Consider the following 18466-nt stretch of genomic DNA (forward strand, 5'->3'; position numbering starts at 1 on the left):
CTGCGCGGGGCCATATCCGGGTCCGACCGATTCGGGCTCCGCCACCACCAGCGGTTATCCTGTGCCCGGCACCGTCCTCGGTGCCGGGCACAGGCGTCCCGCCCGATTTCCGCAGGGCCCCTGTTCGTATTCCTTTGCACTACAACGCTTTCCCGAGGTTCTCATGTCTGCCCTGAAGATCGGCTCGCTCGAGTTGGACAGCCCCGTCGTGCTGGCTCCGATGGCCGGGGTGACGAATGTCGCATTCCGCACCCTGTGCCGCGACCTCGAGCTCGAGCGCGCAGGCAGCACATCGGGCTTGTACGTGTGCGAGATGGTCACCGCGCGGGCCCTCGTCGAACGTCACCCGGTCACGATGCACATGACCACCTTCGGCCCCACCGAGACACCCCGCTCACTGCAGCTGTACACGGTCGATCCCGACACGACGTACGCCGCGGCGAAGATGATCGTCGACGAGAACCTCGCCGACCACATCGACATGAACTTCGGGTGCCCCGTTCCCAAGGTCACCCGTAAGGGCGGCGGTTCGGCACTGCCCTACAAGCGTCGCCTGTTCGGACAGATCGTCGCGGCCGCAGTGCGCGCCACCGAAGGCACGAACATCCCGGTCACGGTCAAGTTCCGGGTCGGCATCGACGACGAGCACCACACCCACCTCGACGCGGGGCGGATCGCCGCCGCCGAGGGGGCTGCTGCCGTGGCACTGCACGCCCGCACTGCTGCGCAGCGTTACTCGGGCACCGCGGATTGGAACGAGATCGCCCGCCTGAAAGACCACGTCACAGACGTGCCCGTCCTGGGCAACGGCGACATCTTCGATGCCGAGGACGCCGAGAAGATGATGGCTCAGACCGGATGCGACGGAGTCGTCGTCGGACGAGGATGCCTGGGACGCCCGTGGTTGTTCGCCGAATTGAGCGCGGCATTGAACGGCCGGGAGATCACCACCCCGCCGACACTGGGCGAGGTCACGGTGATCATGCGCCGCCACGCCACACTGCTCGCCGACCACCACGGCGAGGACAAGGGCATGCGCGAGATCCGCAAGCACATCGCCTGGTACCTGCGGGGCTTCCCCGCAGGTTCGGAAGTGCGGAGCAGCCTTGCACGGGTGTCGTCGCTGGGTGAGTTCGACGACCTTCTCGGGCAGCTCGATCCCATGGTCCCGTTCCCTGCCGACGCCGAAGGACCCCGCGGCCGCCAGGGCTCTCCCAGCGCCGTGGCGCTGCCGGACGGATGGCTCGACGACCCCGATGACACACTCGTCCCGGAGGGCGCCGACATCATGCATTCCGGTGGCTGACCTGCACTGATTGACCTCACTGTCGAGACAAAGCTCGTAGGTCTCGGTGGACCGCCCTGCAATCAGTATCATTGCGGAGTCGCCCGGACCGAGGGCGAACACGACGAATGCGGGAACGTGACGCGGAGAGGTCAGGACATCGGTGGGTGAGGAGCACGATCCGGGTTCGCCCGACAGTCGTGCCCCGTGGGAGCGACCGATCGCCGACACCTCCTATCACGACTCGCACTCCGACCGAATCCACCGGGGCCGGCCCGACGATGCAGGAACGGACAGCGCCCGGTCGGACAGCGCTCGGTCGAAAAGTGGACGGTCGGAAAGTGGACGTAGCGCCAGTGGCCGCTCCGGTGGCCGCCGCAGCGAGTCCGGACGCAGCAGACGCGACGACCCGGCGGACAAGTCGAAGCAGCTCACCGTCGCGGAGCTGATGAACAAGGTGGACCGCGAGAAGAACTCGCCCCCTTCTCCCCCGGGATCGCCCCCGTCCGCAGCACCCCCCGCTCCCGCAGCACCCCCCGCTCCCGCAGCACCACGACCTCCCGCACCGAAGCCTCCCGCGACACCCCGCGCGCCCGATACTCCTTCCCCACCTCGAACGCCGCAGGCCCCACCGCGGACGCCGCAGCCTCCGCGCGCGTCCCAGCCCCCGCGGCCTCCGCAGCCCCGAAAATCTCCTGAAGCGCCGGTACCTCCGCAGGCACCCCCGCCGCGGCCGAGTGCGCCTCCTCGAACCGCGTCAGCGGCGCTGCCTCCCCCGAAACCACCCACTGCTGCTCCCCGTGAGCGCGTCCCCACACGCGCGACCCCGGCCGACAACGCCCTCACCCGATCGGTCGCCCCGGTCTCTGCCGCGGCCCCGCCGCCACCGGAAACCGGGCCCGACGACCTCGACGACGATGTCGCACCCGAGCCCACGGCCACACCGCAGGCGGTGGGCAGCAACGGGCTGAGCCGGCTGTCGCTGAGCAAGAAACGCAAGCAGAGAAAGTTGCGGCTCGCTGCACGTGTCACGGTGTCGCTCGTATCGGTCCTCGCCCTCCTCGGTACGGGGTCGGTCTGGAGTTACCTCCGCGCGACGGAGGCGGGGTTCTCCCAGATCGCTGCCCTCGACACCGAGTCCGAGGACATCGTCGATCCCATCGGACAGACCGGCGACGAGACCTATCTCATCGTCGGTACCGATTCGCGTGCAGGGGCCAGCGGTGAGGTGGGTGCCGGAGGCCTCGAGGACGCCGAGGGTTCTCGCGCCGACGTCGCGATCCTCGTCAATATCCCCGCCGATCGCAGTCGTGTGGTCGCGGTGTCGTTCCCCCGCGACCTCGATGTGGAGCGTCCGGTGTGTCTCGCATGGGACAGCGACTCCGGCGACTACAGCTCCGAGGTCTATCCCGCGGCGGACGGCGACAAACTGAACGCGGTGTACGCACTCGGAGGGCCGAAGTGCCTGGTCAAGACGATCCAGAAAATGTCGGGTCTGAAGATCGGCCACTTCGTCGGTATCGATTTCGCCGGTTTCGAATCGATGGTCGACGAGGTCGGTGGCGTCCAGGTCTGCACTCCGACTCCGTTGGTCGACGGTGAGCTCGGCACGATCATCGACACGGCGGGCACTCATCTTCTCGACGGTCGTCGGGCGCTCGACTACGTTCGGGCGCGAAAGGTCGAATCCGAGATCAACAGCGACTATTCGCGGATCAACCGCCAGCAGAAGTTCCTGTCGTCGCTGCTGCGGTCCGCGTTGTCGAACAAGGTTCTGCTCGACCCCGGGAAGCTGAACGGGCTCATCGGTGCCTTCACTCGCGCTACGTTCGTCGAGAACGTCAACGCCGATTCGCTGGTGAAGCTCGGCCGATCGCTGCAGAATGTCGATGCCGGTGCCGTGACGTTCCTGACTGTGCCCACCGCAGGCACCACCGACTGGGGCAACGAGATTCCCCGGCTCGACGACATCAAAGCGATCTTCACCGCGATCATCGACGATCAGCCTCTCCCCGGAGAGAAGCGCGACGCACCCCCGGCCGAGGCTGCGGCTGCGGAGGCTCCGGTGATGGCCCCCTCACTCTCCGCTGTCGATCCGTCGTGGGTGTCGGTGCAGGTATCGAATGCGTCGGACATGTCCGGTCTCGCGGCCGGCGTCGCGGACGAGCTCGCCGCATACGGATTCCCCATCTATCACACGGGCAACTACACGGGCACCAGCACGCACACCGTTGTACGGTTCGCCCCCGGGATGGAAGCCGCAGCAATGACGGTCGCCTCGGCGTTCCCCGGCACGGTGCTGCAGCGGGCGTCGGATTCCACTCTCGGGAATGTGGTCGAGGTCGTCCTCGGAGCCGATTACAACGGCGTCGTCGCCTCTCCCACTCCGCCCGGAAACCCGCTCGAACCGGTCTCGATCGAAGAGGCCCACGACGAGGGGGCCGTACAGCTTCCCGCCGACCTGACCGTAACCAATGCCGGTGCCGATCCCTGCAGCTGAGAGCGCTGAACTTCCGGTCATCGTTTACCTCCGGTTCACTCTGTGATCGTGATACGTACCGCTGGAGCCCGTATGGTGTGACGTTATGCGCGTCGCTTACAACGAACAGATGGATGAACTCACCGGGCTACTCGGCGAAATGGCCGGGCTCGCCGGAACGGCGATGGAACGGGCCACCCAAGCCCTCCTCCAGGCCGACCTCCCCCTCGCGGAGATGGTGATCGAAGAGCACGACAGGATCACCGAACTCGGTGCCGTGTGCGAAGAGAAGGGTTTCGCGCTTCTCGCGCTCCAGGGCCCCGTCGCGGGCGACCTGCGCGCAGTGGTCAGCGGCATCCAGATCGTCGCGGACATCGATCGGATGGGTGCGTTGGCCCTGCACATCGCGAAGGCCACGCGTCGGCGTCACCCCAACCACGTGCTTCCCGATGAGGTCAGCGGTTACTTCGCGGAGATGGGCCGGATCGCCGTGTCCCTCGGCGTCGCCACCCGCGAGATCCTCGAGACTCGCGACCCCGAGCGTGCAGCACGTCTCCATGAGGAGGACGAGGCGATGGACGATCTCCACCGTCACCTGTTCAGCGTGCTCATGGACCGTGAGTGGAAGCACGGGGTGGCCGCAGCCGTCGACGTCACTCTCCTCGGCCGCTTCTACGAGCGTTTCGCCGACCACGCCGTCGAGGTGGGTCGCCGCGTGATCTTCCTCGTGACGGGCAAGCTGCCCACCCTCGAGGACTTCAACGCGATGCAGCAGCGGGTAGACAAGCTCACGGTGTACCCGGAAGCCTGAGTTCGCCTACGTCACACGCGCAGAGCCCCGACCGGACGATCCGGTCGGGGCTCTCCTATTCGTATCCGTAGCCGAGCAACCGGGCGACTTCCCGGGATGACAACTCAGCCGAAGCGACCCGAGATGTAGTCCTCAGTGGCCTTCTGCGTCGGATTCGAGAAGATCTTCTCGGTGTCGTCGATCTCGATGAGCTTGCCGGGCCTGCCTGTGGCCTCGAGATTGAAGAACGCGGTCTGGTCACTCACGCGGGCTGCCTGCTGCATGTTGTGCGTGACGATGACGATCGTGAAATCCTGCTTCAGCTCCGTGATCAGATCTTCGATCGCGAGCGTGGAGATCGGGTCGAGAGCGGAGCACGGCTCGTCCATGAGCAACACATCGGGCTGCACTGCGATCGCACGGGCGATGCACAGGCGCTGCTGCTGACCACCGGACAAACCTCCACCGGGCTTGTCGAGGCGATCCTTGACCTCTGTCCACAGGTTTGCACCGCGCAACGATTGCTCGGCGATCTCGTCGAGCTTCTTCTTGTCGCGCATGCCCTGGAGCTTCAGTCCCGCCACGACGTTGTCGCGAATGGACATCGTCGGGAAGGGGTTCGGCCGCTGGAACACCATGCCGATGGTCTTGCGGACGCCCACGGGATCGATGGCCGCGTCGTAGATGTCCTCGCCGTCGAGGAGCACCGACCCTTCGACGTAAGCGCCGGGGGTGACCTCGTGCATGCGGTTGAGAGAGCGGAGCACGGTGGACTTGCCGCAACCGGACGGGCCGATGAACGCGGTGACGTTGCGAGGCGGTACCGCCAGCGTCACGTCGGATACCGCGTGGAACTTCCCGTAGTAGATGTTGACGTCCTTGAGGTCCAGACGCTTGGCCATTACCGGCTCCCTACTGATCGAAAACGAAGTGTGTGGTCATCGGCGGATCGCCTACTTGGAGCCGACCTGCGACAGGCGGCCGATCAGCTTGGCTCCGATGTTGAGGATCGCGATGATGAGGATCAAGGTGAGTGCCGCGCCCCAGATGCGCATCGAGCCCGCTTCGGTGGGATTGTTCATCTCGGCGACCATCAGGCCCGGCAGGGTGGCCATCTCGCCACCGAACAGGTTGAAGTTGATGAACGGTGCGTAGCCCACGAGGATCAGCAGCGGTGCGGTCTCACCCATCACACGCGCAAGCGCGAGCATGATGCCGGTGATGATGCCTGCGAGCGAGGTCGGAAGCACGATCCGGGCGATCGTCTTCCACTTCGGAACGCCGAGCGCGTACGACGCTTCTCGCAGGTCCTGGGGAACGATCCGCAACATTTCCTCGGTGCTGCGCACCACGACCGGCACCATGAGGAGCACCAGCGACAGCGACACAGCGAACGCCGACTTGGGGAACCCGAACGTCGCGACCCACAGGGCGTAGATGAACAGTGCGGCGACGATGGACGGAACGCCGCTGAGGATGTCGACCATGAACGTCGTGATGCGGCCGAGCTTCGACTTACCGGCGTATTCGACGAGGTAGATGGCGACGAACACCCCGAGCGGAATCGAGATGACTGCGCACACCAATCCTTGCAGCAGGGTGCCGACGATCGCGTGGTAGACACCGCCGCCCATGGACGAGGCGGTCAGTCCGCTCAGCGAATGGGTGAACCATGTGGACGAGAGCAGCGCAGGCATGCCCTTGGAGATCACGGTGATGAGGACCCATGCCAGCGGCACGAGAGCGACGAGCACCGAGAGGGTGACCAGCACCGTGGCCGCGACGTCCTTGGCACGACGAGCACCGCTGACCCGTTGGAACGTGGGTTTCTTGACAGGCGATGTGAGGGTTGTCGTCGTCATGGCTCAGTCCTTCTTTCCAGCGACGATCATGCGGGCTGCGGCGTTGACGACGAAGGTCAGGATGAACAGCACCAGGCCTGCCGCGATGTAGGCACCTGCCTGAATGTTGTTGTTGAACTCGGCGTAACCCAGGGCGATCTTCGATGCGATGGTGGCGCCGCCGTCGAACAGCGACCAGGAGAATGCTTCCGACGTGGTTCGCAGGATCAAGTAGAGGGCCATGGTCTCGCCGAGTGCACGTCCGAGACCGAGCATGGAACCGCTGACGTAGCCGGACTTGCCGAACGGGATGACCGTGGTCTTCACGACCTCCCAGCGGGTCGCGCCGAGTGCGAGCGCAGCCTCGATGTGAGCGGTGGGGGTCTGGACGAACACCTCACGGCTGACCGCGGCGATGGTGGGCAGGATCATCACGGCGAGCACGATGCCCGCGGTGAAGATCGTGCCACCGCCGATGATCGAGCCGCTGCCCGTCGCGAACAACGGGAACCAGCTGAGATTGGTGTTGAGGAACTCCGCGACGGGACGCAGGAACGGCGCGAGGATCAGCATCCCCCACAGGCCGTAGACGATCGACGGCACCGCGGCGAGCAGGTCGATCACGTACGCGAGCGTCTTCTTGATCTTCTCGGGGCAATACGAGGACAGGAAGATCGCGATACCGAGCGCCACAGGCATCGCGAGGACCAGTGCGAACAGCGACACGAGGACGGTCACCTGGAACAGGTCGAGGACACCGAAGGCCATCGCCTCGATGTCCTGCGTGATCCACTCGCGGCTGGTGAGAAAGTTGACGGTGTTGCGCTGCAATGCCGGAACGGCGCGCCACACGAGGAACACCGCGATCGCGGCGATGATCACCGAGACCAGGACAGCGGACCCGGAAGCCAGCGAACTGAAGATCCGGTCGCCTGGGCGAACGACGGACTTCTTCTTGGTCTGTGGGGAAGTAATCTTGGCCTCCGGTGTACTGCCGTGCGGACCGCCCGGTCCTGACCCGGTCGGGTCAGGACCGGCGGCGCGAGTAGCCGAGGAGCTCGGCGCGTCACTCATGTGAACTCGCAATCTATCTTGTCGTGGATCTCAGGAACGGGCGGTCCGTCGGTGCAGACGATCAGGCTGTGCAGACGATCAGGCTGTGCAGACGCTCAAGCGATGGCGTCGATCGACTCGGTCAGCTTCGACTTGAAGGCATCCGGAAGCGGAACGTAGCCGACCTCGTCGAGACCCTCCTGGCCTTCGTTCGCCGCACTGGTCAGGAACGACTTGACCGCCGCCGTGGTGTCGGCGTCGTATCCGCCCGAGCACACGATCTGGTAGGTGGCGAGCACCAGTGGGTACGCACCTTCGGTGCTGGTACCGAAGATCGACGACAGGTCGAGGGTCAGGTCGCCGCCACCGGCGCTGGCGAACTCGGCGCCGTCGATGGCTGCAGCCGCAGTCTCGGCGGTCAGCTCGACCGGGCCGCTGCCGGTGTCGATCGCAGCGATGCCGAGACCACTCTGCTCGGCAAACGACTGCTCGACGTAGGTGATCGAGCCCGGTGCACCCGAAACAGCCTGCGCGACACCCGCAGAGCCCTTCGCGCCCTCACCGATACCGCCGGTGAAGTCGGAACCGGCACCGGTGGTCCATGCACCGTTGGAAGCGGCCTCGAGGTACTGCTGGAAGTTGTCGGTGGTACCGGACGAATCCGAACGGACGATTGCGGTGATCGGGGTATCCGGCAGCTCGACACCCTCGTTGAGCGCGGCGATCGCCGGGTCGTTCCACGTGGTGATCTGGCCGTTGAAGATCTTGGCGGCGGTCTCACCGTTGAGGACGAGGTTGTCGACGCCCTCGAGGTTGTAGGCGAGCGCCACCGGACCGAACACGAGCGGCAGGTTCCATGCCGGGTTGCCTGCACAACGCTCGGCGGCCAGCGCGGCCTGCTCACCCTCGATCGCGGAGTCGGAGCCTGCGAAATCGATCTGGCTCGCGATGAACTGCGTGCGGCCGTCACCGGACCCCGACGGGTTGTAGGCCACGTTGACCGTGGAGCCCTTCTCGTTGCAGACGGCGATGTAGGTCGAGACGAAGTTGTCCATCGCGTTCTTCTGCGCTGACGACCCCGCGCCGGAGAGGTTCGCCTTGCCCTCGCAGGTCGCGCCCGACGCGTCTGCGTCGACCTCGACGGAACCCGCATTGTTGTCGCTACCGCAAGCGGAGAGCGTGAGGGCGCCGGCCGCAAACAGTCCGAGCAGAGCACCATTGCGCTTCAGGTTCACCTGTACTCCTTCAGGAATATCGCTTCCGCCACACAAGGCTGGGTGGCGACTTCGAGGCGCGGGAGGACCCCTGCGCCGAGTCGACAACGTCCGACCCGTATGCAGAAGGTAGGCGGATCCGGTGGACGGATACTCTCTCGGCGGTTAACAGGAGATGAACACGCCGGATACAGGCGCTAGTGGTGTTGCGACAATCACTCGAACTTCACCGGACAACCACGTGTCGTCGGGAGATGTTCACTTCGCGTATGCGACATCCACGTGGAACCGCTCGAATCCGAGCTTGCCGTAGGTGTTGAGCGCGGCCGTGTTGTCGCCCTCCACGTAGAGCAGGACCGTGGGCAGTCCGCGCTCACGCAGATGATGCAGACCGGCAAGAGTGAGGAGACGGCCGAGACCCCGGCCCTGTGCCGCCGGATCGATACCGACCACGTAGACCTCACCGAGCGACGGCTCTGTCGGCCCTCCCGGATGCACCTTCGTCCAGTGGAACCCCAGGAGGCGATCAGGATCGGCGACGTCGAATGCGAGGAACAACCCCTCCGGGTCGAACCACGACTCGGCACGACGGTCGGCAACGTCGCTCGCCGACATTCGTCCCTGCTCGGGATGCCATTCGAAGGCGGACGCGTTGACTCGGAGAAGTTCCGGATCATCGGACGGTCCTCGATATGTGCGCAGCTCGATCGAATCGGGCACCTCGATTTCGGGGAGCGCAAGATCGAGCGACCGACGCAGCTGAAGTAGTTCGCGCACGCCCGTCAGGTGGAGTTTCGCGGCGACAGCGCGCGCGGCGGGAAGGTCTCCGTGCGCCCACACGCGAGTCTCGGGTCCGCCCTCGGTCAGCGCTGCGCCGACGAGCTCGCTACCGAGACCGCGACCTCGATGCGCCGGATCGACGACCACCTCGGACATCGACGGATGCTCGCCGTGCGCAGGCGTGAGGTTCGCGTACCCGGCGACCGCACCGTCCACGACGGCGACCAGGTGGCGCGCATCGGTGTCGCGGGTCAAGGAATGGACCGCCTGCTCCGACACCGGAGCGGTTCCGTCCTGCGCGGTCGCGCGGTCGACAACGGCTTGAACCCCGGCGGCGTGCTCCGCGGTCGGACGCTCGACGAACCACTGCTGCTGCGATCGGAGCTCATTGTTCTCGTGGGGCCCGGGCTTCATGCACCCGAGGGTAGCCACTACTCGACGTACTCGTCCTCGGAGGCCGCGACCGTGTGGCCACCTTTGGTGCGGCTGCTCGGCCGGACCGCCTTGTAGCCGACATTGCGGACGGTACCGATGAGGGCTTCGTGTTCGGGGCCGAGCTTGGCGCGGAGTCGTCGCACGTGCACGTCGACCGTGCGGGTGCCGCCGAAGAAGTCGTAACCCCACACTTCCTGCAGCAACTGCGCGCGGGTGAAGACCCGGCCGGCGTGCTGGGCGAGGTATTTGAGGAGTTCGAATTCCTTGTACGTGAGGTCGAGCGGTTTTCCGCGCAACCTCGCCGTGTACGTGTCCTCGTCGATGGTGAGCTCGCCGAGAGTGATTCGGCCGGACGCCTCGGTACCGACCGCATTACCGGACCGCGACAGAAGCAGTCGCAACCGGGCGTCGAGTTCTGCTGGTCCGGTGCCGGTGAGCAGGATGTCATCGAGCGACCACTCGGGATTGACCGCGACAAGCCCACCTTCGGTGAGGACAGCGACCACGGGGATGGCCGATCCGACTCCCCCCAGCAGGCGACACAGTCCGCGCGCTGCGGCGAGATCGGTCCGGGCGTCGACGATCGCGATATCGGCGGTTGCGGCTTCGAGCAACGACGACACTTCGGTCGGGACAGGCCTCACCGAATGTGCCAACAGCGACAGTGACGGCAACACCGCATCCGGATTCGGATCGGAGGTCAGAAGGAGAAGCTCCACCGGGCCTCCGTTTCTTCGCACTGCCTGGGCAGTTCGTTCTGGATGAACGACGTGCTACAGATTAGCCCCCCATTTGTTACCGCCGTGTTAGCTGGCGAGAAGCTCTCTCGGTACGTTCCGTCACAATGGTCTGCGTGCGCAAACTCATTTACGGCCTCGTGGTCCTCGTCGGCCTCGCTCTGCTCGCCGATTTCGGGGCGGCGGCCTGGTCCGAGTACCGCCTGTCACGCGCGCTGCGTGAGGGTGGGGCGCTCGAGTCCGACCCCGCAGTGACGATCCACGGGTTTCCGTTTCTGCTGCAGGCACGCAACGGGCACTACGAGAACGTCGAGATCACCGCGGACCGGGTTCCCACCGAGACGCTCGGCGACATCACGGTCGAAGCGAACCTGGTGGGTGCCCACGCGGAGGCGTCGAATCTCCTCGACGGATCGATCCGGTCGGTGCCGGTCGATCTGCTCTACGGACGCGTCATGATCGACGCCACCGAACTCGGTCAGGCACTCGACATCCCCGATCTGCAGGTGTCCGCGCCACCGGACAGCAAGTCCGACGGCACGGGCGGGTCGGGCGGGTCCGGCCCCACCACCGCCGGCGGTGTCGTGCTCACCGGCACCGTGCCCGTAGGCCCGCTCTCGACGCAGGTCAGTGTCCAGGCCGACCTCGTGCTGGACGGTGACCAGGTGCAGATCATCGCGTCCGACCTGTACTTCGGCCCTGAAGGACATACCGACTTCTCGGTCCCCGAACCGTTGAAGCCTCTGGTGCTGGGACTGTTCACCACCACGATCGCGCCGCAGGATCTACCGTTCGGTGTCTATCCCACGTCGGTGGAGGCGCGCGGCTCGAGGATCGTCATCGAGGGCGAAGCGCACAACGTGACGATCGACCTCGCGGACGTGCAGCGTCCCTCATGATCCCGCTCGTCGTCCTCGCCGTCGTGGTCGTCGCGACGTGCGTCGCGGGTGTGGTGATGCGCGCGCAGTCGGGTCGGCTGAAGGAACGTCGGGCCACCGGCATATCGGCCGTCGACCCTGAACTCGGCGGGGTCGGCGTCGGTGACGGTGTGCCGGTGATCCTGCATTTCTCGGCGCCCTGGTGCGGGCCGTGTGCCGCCGTACGCCGGGTGGTGGCAGGGGTGGTCGAGAACAGCGGCGACACCGGGGTGACTGCGCGCGACATCGAGCTCGACTTCGATGAAAATTCCTCCCTGGCCACGCAACTCGGAGTACTCTCACTTCCCACGACGTTCGTGTTCGACGGCGGCGGACACCAGCGGTTCAGGGGCTCCGGGGTTCCCAGCGCGACCGACCTGCGGCACGCGCTGGCCTCGCTGTAGAAATCCGGCGGGCACCTGGCCCTTCCCTGTGCCGAATTCTCGGTTAGACTCCGACTCGTGCAACACCGCCAAGAGCTGCTGCTCACCCGACGCCGCGCAGTCGATCTGTGCCGCCTCGGCGGCTGTTGTTGTACCTGCTGCTGATCACAGCGCGGGCGCATCCTGTCCCCGGCTTGCCGGTACGGCATTGCGCCACCCTCGCCGATGTGATCAACCCGCGGTGACCTACCGCAATTCGACTCGCCCCAGCGATATCGATCCAGCAGGAGCACACTCATGTCCACTTCATCACCCGCACATGTCGATGTCCGCGGCCCACGGTTCGCCGCCTGGCTCACCACCGCGGTACTCGCTGCGGTACTCGTCATCGCTTCGTTCTCTCCCACGGCAGCGGGCATCGTTCTGGCAGCGCAGACCCTCGTGTTCGCCTTCGGTGCGGTACTCGGTCCGCGGCGCAGCCCGTACGGCGCGTTCTTCGCCACCGTCGTCGCACCCCGCCTGACATCCCCCACCGAAACCGAACCTGCTGCGCCCTTACGGTTCGCGCAGGCCGTCGGTTTCGTCTTCGCCCTCATCGGCGCCGTCGCATTGCTCACCGGCGCCGTCACCCTCGGCCTCGTCGCCGCAGGATTCGCGCTGTTCGCAGCCCTGCTGAACGCCGCATTCGGAGTGTGTCTCGGCTGCCTCATGTACCCGCTGATCGTCCGGCTGCGGCCGGAACCGACCTGAGTTCGACATCTACCTTCTTCAGCTTCTTCAGTGTCACCACCGAAAGGAAAAACCATGGCTCGCTCCGATGTTCTGGTCTCCGCCGATTGGGCTGAGCAGAACCTGCAAGCGCCGAAGACCGTCTTCATCGAGGTCGACGAAGACACCTCCGCCTACGAGGGCGGCCACATCGAGGGCGCTATCCGACTCGACTGGCGCAAGGATCTGCAGGACGCGGTCCGTCGCGATTTCCTGAACCAGGAGCAGTTCTCCGCTCTGCTGTCGGCCAAGGGTGTCGCGAACGATGACACCGTCGTGCTGTACGGCGGCAACAACAACTGGTTCGCCGCGTACGCGTACTGGTACTTCAAGCTGTACGGCCACCAGGACGTCAAGCTCGTCGACGGCGGTCGTAAGAAGTGGGAACTCGACGGCCGTCCGCTGTCGAAGGACGAGGTGACCCGCCCGGCCACCGAGTACAAGGCCGCCGCGCCCGACACGTCGATCCGCGCGTTCCGCGACGAGGTCATCGACGCCATCGGCAGCAAGAACCTCGTCGATGTGCGTTCGCCCGATGAGTTCTCCGGCAAGATTCTCGCTCCCGCGCACCTTCCGCAGGAGCAGGCGCAGCAGCGCGGGCACGTTCCCAGCGCGATCAACATCCCGTGGAGCACCACCGCCAATGAGGACGGAACCTTCAAGTCCGACGAGGAGCTCACCGCTCTGTACGCGGAGAAGGGCTTCGACGACGGCAAGGAAACCATCGCCTACTGCCGTATCGGTGAGCGCTCGAGCCACACCTGGTTCGTGCTGCAGGAGATCCTCGGCAAGCAGAATGTCAAGAACTACGACGGCAGCTGGGTCGAGTACGGCTCGCTCGTCGGCGCACCGATCGAATTGGGAGCATAAGAACATGTGTGGAGCACCCGTCCAGTCCCAGACCCTGCCGTCGAACGTCGACACCGAGAAGGAAACGGTCATCACCGGCCGTGTTCTCGCAGCCGACGGACAGCCCGTTGGCGGCGCCTTCGTGCGTCTGCTCGACAGCACCGATGAGTTCACCGCCGAGGTCGTCGCGTCGGCGACCGGCGACTTCCGGTTCTTCGCCGCTCCCGGCGACTGGAAGATCCGTGCGCTGTCCAGCACGGGCAACGGCACCGCGACCGTGAGCCCGACCGCTGCCGGCGTGCACAACGTCGACGTGACCGTCGCGAAGTAAGCAGACCGACAGGTCGCCTCACGGCTTCCGGGCCCCGCTCCGACGAAGGAGCGGGGCCCGTCGCGTTCTACCCGGCCGAGTCGTGCCCGTCGACGCCGAGGGGCTAATATGTGCCCGTGGTCATTTTCTTCGAAGTTCTCCTGGTCCTGGCAGCGCTGCTCATCATCTGGTTCACGCTGTACACGATCTACCGGCTGGTCACGCAAGACTGATGTCGGCCGACGATCCCCGCCGGAGCGGTAACGACGCGATCGCCGAGGCCGAGAAGCGCGCCGAGGCCACCGCTGAGCGCAACATCCCGGCGCTTCCCGGTCTACCCGGCCCGGAAGAGACCGCGAACCTGCGGCTCGGACCGGATCTGAACCCGGCGATGCTGGCATTGCTGCCACTGGTGGGTGTGTGGCGCGGGGAAGGTGAAGGACACGATCCCGAGACGGGTGATTACCGCTTCGGTCAACAGATCGTCGTCTCGCACAGCGGATCCGACTACTTCGCGTGGGAAGCACGCTCGTGGCGCCTCGACGAGGCAGGCGAGTTCAGTGCACCCGATCGCCGCGAAAGCGGATTCTGGCGTGTGTCGGGCACCGACGCCGCAGGCAGCGAGGATCCCGAGACCGTCGAACTGCTGCTCAGCCACAGCTCCGGTGTCGTCGAGTTGTACTACGGAACGGCCCTGACCCAGTCGTCGTGGGAACTCGCGACGGACGTGGTAATCCGCACGAAGTCCGGCGAGGCCGTCGGCGGAGCCAAGCGGCTCTACGGCATCGTCGAAGGCGGCGACCTCGCTTACGTCGAAGAACGCGTCATCGCCGATGGCGACCTGACTCCGCGCATGTCGGCGCGGTTGTCGCGCTTCATCGGCTGACCTGCCTCACCGGCCGGCATCGATCAGGCCGAGTCATTTCGACTCGGCGGTGTGCTCGGCAGTGCCCGTGTCCGGTTCCGGCCTGCTCTCGTCCGGCCCTTCCTCACCCGACTCGCCGTCCGGGATTGCGTGCGTGACCACCACAACTTCCGGCGCGGGCAATTCTTCGGCCGCAGCAAGTGCCTCTGCCGTGTGCACCGCGGGCCACTGACGGGTGACAGGCTCAGGACGCTCACCGAGGTCCTCCCGGATTCCCCGCATCAGGCTGTAGATCATCACCCAACCCATCACGAAGAACGGCAACCCGACCACCGTGATGACCTGCTGCAGCGCATCGAGTCCGTCCTTACCGGTGGCGACGAGCATGGTGGCCGCGACAACGCCCATGAGGACCGCCCAGAACAGGCGCTGATGAATGGGTGCCTTCTCCTCGTGACCGGATGCCATCATGTCGAGCACCATCGCCGTCGAATCGACCGAGGTGACGAAGAAGATCACCACAAGCACGATGGCGATGAACGACACGAACCCGGCGAACGGGAAGTTGCTGAGGAATTCGAAGAGCGCCCCGGGTATGTCACCATCGCCGACGACGCGGTCCACCAGTCCCCCATCGCCATTGAGCTCGATGTCGAAGGAGCCCATGCCGAAGATGCTGAACCAGATCACGGAGAACAACACGGGAAGTCCGAGCACGCCGCCGACGAACTCACGGACCGTGCGCCCGCGCGAAATCCGGGCGATGAAGATACCGACGAACGGCGACCAGGTGATCGTCCATGCCCAGTAGAAGACCGTCCACGTGTTCTGCCAGCCGGAGTTCGCGAAGGTATCGTTCCAGAAGGCGAGTCGCGGTAGAGCTTCCGCATAGATGCCGACCGATTCGATCATGCCCTTGAGCAGAAACAGACTCGGCCCGGTGACCAGCACAAAGACCAGAAGTCCTACCGCCACGCCGATATTGAAATTCGACAGCCGCTTGATGCCCTTGTCGAGACCGAGTGCCACCGAAACACCCGCCATCACCGTGACGATTGCGATCAGCGCAATCTGGACGAACCCGGACTCTTGGATGTCGAACAACTCCGCGAGGCCGGCATTGATCTGCAAGGTTCCCAGCCCTACCGATGTCGCGACACCGAACACGGTGCCGAGAATCGCCACGACGTCGATGGTGCGACCGATCGGCCCGTAGATCCGTCCTCCGAGAATCGGCGCGAAGATCGAACTGACCCGCGGCGGCAGGTGCCGCTTGTAGATGAAATAGCCGAAGCACAGACCGGGCAGCGCGAAGATCGTCCAGGTGTGCAGGCCGAAGTGGTAGAGGGCGAAGCCCATCGCTTCGTTTGCGGCCTCGACCGAACGGGGTTCGACGTCCTGCCTCGGTGGGTTCGCGAAGTGCGAGATCGGTTCTGCAACGCCCCAGAACATCAAGATGGTGCCGATACCTGCAGCGAACAGCATCGAGAACCAGGTGATGTTCGAGTGTTCCGGCCGCTCGTCGTCACCGCCGAGCCGGACCCTGCCGTATCGAGTGAACGCAATCCCCACGAGGAAGAGCAGAAAGGTGGTGACGCCGAGGATGTAGAACCAGCCCAGGTTCGTCATGATCCAGGTCGACGCGGTGCTGAAGATCTCGTCGACCGTGCCGGTGAACGCGATGGTCACGACGACGAACAGGATGGCGACCGCAGCCGATGCGAAGAAGATGCCCGGCGAGGTACGCAGCCGGAGGGCATCGTGGGCACGCTGCAGAATCGGCATCATCCATATGTACCCCGCTGAGTCCGCCGATACACCCGGTTCGTCGAGAGGCAGATCACACCGTTTCAGGGTTCACGGCGCCGAGAGATACGCAGACGGCCCCCGAGCTTCCGACGCGACACGAACATCGTCCGTGACGGTCGGATCCGGTCCGGACAGACCGGGGCTCGGGAGCCGGGTGACCATCTGGGATTCGCCTACCGCGTGCGGCGGGTGAATTCCGTCGTCACACTGCTAGCGGATGGTCACCTCACGCGTCCGAATATCACTCACTTCCAGACCACCTCCTTTCTCGTGTACCTGAGAAAGTACGCTCGGATCACGGCGTCGGCAACGCATTTTTCTCGACGCGTATCACCAGGTCGGCGGCGGTGCGCTCCGGCAGGCTGTGCGTGACCACAACGACGGTGCGCCCGGGATCGACGAGACCCGAGCCTGCGTCGAGGAGCTGCCGCTGCAGGTGCGCGGCGTCCTCGGCATCGAGGTGTTCGGCCGGTTCGTCGAGCAGCAGGATCTGTGCCGGCGACAGGAGCGCGCGTGCCAGGAGCAGCCGGCGGCGTTGCCCGCCCGAGATGTCGCGCGCACCGGATGCGAGCACAGTGTGAACTCCGTCCGGCAGCGCGTCGACCCACTGTCCGAGCCCCACCGACGCGAGAGCGGTCCGCGCTTCGTTCTCGTCGACGGTGCCCCGCGCAACTCGAAGATTCTCGAGGATCGACGTGTCGAAGATGTGAGCGTCCTCGGCGAAGAACGCGACACGTCGCCGGAGCGCAGCCTGTTCGATCTCGGCAAGATCCACACCGTCGAGGGTGACCGAACCACCCTGCGGTGCCAGCAACCCGGCGAGTGTCATCACCGTGGTGGTCTTACCGCTACCGCTGGCCCCGACGATCGCGACCCGGGAGCCGGGAGCCACATCCAGATCGACGGGGTCGGCGCTCGAGCCACCCGGCCATCCGCTCCGCAACGCGCAGGCGCGGAGCCTGCCGGGGCCGTCTGCAGATGCGGTGCCGTGGGCAACGGGTCGATCAGCGCGGTCGAGCAGGTCGACGATGCGCCGTGCCGCGAGGCGTGCGCGGGTGAGCGTCTGCGCTGCTGCGGTAAGCGGTGCGGTGGCTTCGAAGGCGGACAAAGGCAGCAACACGAGGATGCCGAGCATCGTGGGGCTCATCGCCGCGGCATCAGGTCCGAAGAGGGTGATGCCGATCAGCAGTGCCCCGAGCACGCTCGCCCCCACTGCGAGTGGCGCCGCCGCGTCCGCGAACGCGGCGGGGATCGCCGAGCGGTCGGTGGCGCGCACCGATTCGAGATTCGCCGCCCGTGCCCGCCCGGTCACGGCGGTCAGCCGTCCGGCAACACGCAGTTCCGCGGCGTGATCGAGCGCGGTCACAGCGTCCTCACCGAAGCGGGTTCGGGCGGCGTCACCGTCGGCCTCCGCCCGGGCCGCAGCGGATGCCGACAACCACGGCGCGACGACCCCTGCCACGAGCAGCGCAACGGCGAGGACCGCGCCCGCAGTCGGGGCGATCACCCCGACCGTGATCACGGCGGCAAGACTCAGGACGACCGCGACGGCGATGGGAACGAGGGCGCGCACCACCACGTCGCCGAGTGCATCGACATCGGATCCGGTGCGGGAGAGCAGATCTCCGCGTCGCAGTCCGGCGGAGGCGGCGGGATCGCCCTCCGCGAGACGCTCGTACAGTCGCGACCGCGCGGACGTCATACCGCGCAGCGCGGTGTCGTGCGTGGCGAGCCGCTCGAAGTAACGGAAGAGTCCACGTGAGATGCCCAGCGCGCGCACCGCGACGACCGCGACGGTCAGATCGAGGACCGGTGGCATCTCCCACGCGCGCACGATGAGCCACGCCGAAAGCCCGGCGAGCAGCAGTGCGCTGCCGAGTGTCGCGACACCCGCGACCACAGCGATCGATACCCGGCGGGGCTCGAGTTCGAGCAACGACATGGCCCGGCG

18 protein-coding genes are annotated in these 18466 nt (G+C 65.7%); 10 read left to right on the top strand and 8 right to left on the bottom strand.

Features of this window, described 5'->3' with window-relative positions:
• Positions 1-163: 163 nt before the first annotated feature.
• From dusB to phoU, 3 genes are all read left to right on the top strand, one after another.
• Positions 164-1306 (top strand): tRNA dihydrouridine synthase DusB, encoded by a 1143-nt coding sequence (gene dusB / locus ACFWCF_RS08070; RefSeq protein WP_378559362.1) that lies wholly within the window; start codon positions 164-166, stop codon positions 1304-1306.
• A gap of 427 nt (positions 1307-1733) precedes the next feature.
• Positions 1734-3785, top strand: coding sequence for an LCP family protein (locus ACFWCF_RS08075; RefSeq protein ID WP_378559469.1), 2052 nt, complete (start codon positions 1734-1736; stop codon positions 3783-3785).
• An 85-nt stretch (positions 3786-3870) separates the two neighbouring features.
• Positions 3871-4575, top strand: coding sequence for a phosphate signaling complex protein PhoU (gene phoU, locus ACFWCF_RS08080; protein WP_378559365.1), 705 nt, complete (start codon positions 3871-3873; stop codon positions 4573-4575).
• A gap of 104 nt (positions 4576-4679) precedes the next feature.
• Here phoU and pstB read toward each other — a convergent pair whose 3' ends face one another.
• From pstB to ACFWCF_RS08110, 6 genes are all read right to left on the bottom strand, one after another.
• Positions 4680-5456, bottom strand: coding sequence for a phosphate ABC transporter ATP-binding protein PstB (pstB, locus tag ACFWCF_RS08085; protein ID WP_378492115.1), 777 nt, complete (start codon positions 5454-5456; stop codon positions 4680-4682).
• A gap of 51 nt (positions 5457-5507) precedes the next feature.
• A complete protein-coding gene (gene pstA, locus ACFWCF_RS08090; protein WP_378492114.1) occupies positions 5508-6416 on the bottom strand; it encodes a phosphate ABC transporter permease PstA in 909 nt (302 codons plus the stop codon).
• Positions 6417-6419: 3 nt separating this feature from the next.
• Positions 6420-7469: a phosphate ABC transporter permease subunit PstC gene (gene pstC / locus ACFWCF_RS08095; RefSeq protein WP_378492113.1), complete on the bottom strand. Its 1050-nt coding sequence runs from the start codon at positions 7467-7469 to the stop codon at positions 6420-6422.
• Positions 7470-7564: 95 nt separating this feature from the next.
• Positions 7565-8683: a phosphate ABC transporter substrate-binding protein PstS gene (gene pstS / locus ACFWCF_RS08100; RefSeq protein WP_378492112.1), complete on the bottom strand. Its 1119-nt coding sequence runs from the start codon at positions 8681-8683 to the stop codon at positions 7565-7567.
• A gap of 237 nt (positions 8684-8920) precedes the next feature.
• Positions 8921-9856 (bottom strand): mycothiol synthase, encoded by a 936-nt coding sequence (gene mshD / locus ACFWCF_RS08105; protein ID WP_378559369.1) that lies wholly within the window; start codon positions 9854-9856, stop codon positions 8921-8923.
• A 17-nt stretch (positions 9857-9873) separates the two neighbouring features.
• Positions 9874-10596 (bottom strand): winged-helix domain-containing protein, encoded by a 723-nt coding sequence (locus ACFWCF_RS08110; RefSeq protein ID WP_378492110.1) that lies wholly within the window; start codon positions 10594-10596, stop codon positions 9874-9876.
• Positions 10597-10730: 134 nt separating this feature from the next.
• Here ACFWCF_RS08110 and ACFWCF_RS08115 point away from each other — a divergent pair, with 134 nt between their 5' ends.
• From ACFWCF_RS08115 to ACFWCF_RS08145, 7 genes are all read left to right on the top strand, one after another.
• On the top strand, positions 10731-11513 hold the full coding sequence (locus ACFWCF_RS08115) for an LmeA family phospholipid-binding protein (protein WP_378492109.1): 783 nt from the start codon (positions 10731-10733) through the stop codon (positions 11511-11513).
• A complete protein-coding gene (locus ACFWCF_RS08120; RefSeq protein WP_378559374.1) occupies positions 11510-11935 on the top strand; it encodes a TlpA family protein disulfide reductase in 426 nt (141 codons plus the stop codon). Before ACFWCF_RS08115 ends, ACFWCF_RS08120 begins: the two co-directional genes overlap by 4 nt.
• 57 nt (positions 11936-11992) lie before the next feature.
• Positions 11993-12079: a putative leader peptide gene (locus tag ACFWCF_RS08125; protein ID WP_378492134.1), complete on the top strand. Its 87-nt coding sequence runs from the start codon at positions 11993-11995 to the stop codon at positions 12077-12079.
• A 132-nt stretch (positions 12080-12211) separates the two neighbouring features.
• Positions 12212-12664 (top strand): DUF4395 domain-containing protein, encoded by a 453-nt coding sequence (locus ACFWCF_RS08130; RefSeq protein WP_378559377.1) that lies wholly within the window; start codon positions 12212-12214, stop codon positions 12662-12664.
• Positions 12665-12718: 54 nt separating this feature from the next.
• A complete protein-coding gene (locus tag ACFWCF_RS08135) occupies positions 12719-13552 on the top strand; it encodes a sulfurtransferase (RefSeq protein ID WP_378559380.1) in 834 nt (277 codons plus the stop codon).
• Between the two features lie 4 nt (positions 13553-13556).
• The gene (locus ACFWCF_RS08140; RefSeq protein WP_378559383.1) at positions 13557-13862 is read left to right on the top strand and encodes a DUF1416 domain-containing protein; all 306 of its coding nucleotides are present in this window, start codon (positions 13557-13559) and stop codon (positions 13860-13862) included.
• 211 nt (positions 13863-14073) lie between these two features.
• The gene (locus ACFWCF_RS08145) at positions 14074-14727 is read left to right on the top strand and encodes an FABP family protein (protein ID WP_378559386.1); all 654 of its coding nucleotides are present in this window, start codon (positions 14074-14076) and stop codon (positions 14725-14727) included.
• A 33-nt stretch (positions 14728-14760) separates the two neighbouring features.
• Here the strand turns inward: ACFWCF_RS08145 and ACFWCF_RS08150 are convergent, their stop codons facing one another.
• Positions 14761-16494 carry a BCCT family transporter gene (locus tag ACFWCF_RS08150; protein ID WP_378559389.1) on the bottom strand — a complete coding sequence of 578 codons (1734 nt, stop codon included), beginning with the start codon at positions 16492-16494 and terminating at the stop codon, positions 14761-14763.
• A 316-nt stretch (positions 16495-16810) separates the two neighbouring features.
• Positions 16811-18457, bottom strand: a complete 1647-nt coding sequence (gene cydC / locus ACFWCF_RS08155; protein ID WP_378559472.1) for a thiol reductant ABC exporter subunit CydC — start codon at positions 18455-18457, stop codon at positions 16811-16813.
• Positions 18458-18466 lie beyond the last annotated feature (9 nt).

The organism is Rhodococcus sp. NPDC060090, assembly GCF_042729855.1.
Taxonomy (GTDB): Bacteria; Actinomycetota; Actinomycetes; order Mycobacteriales; family Mycobacteriaceae; genus Rhodococcus.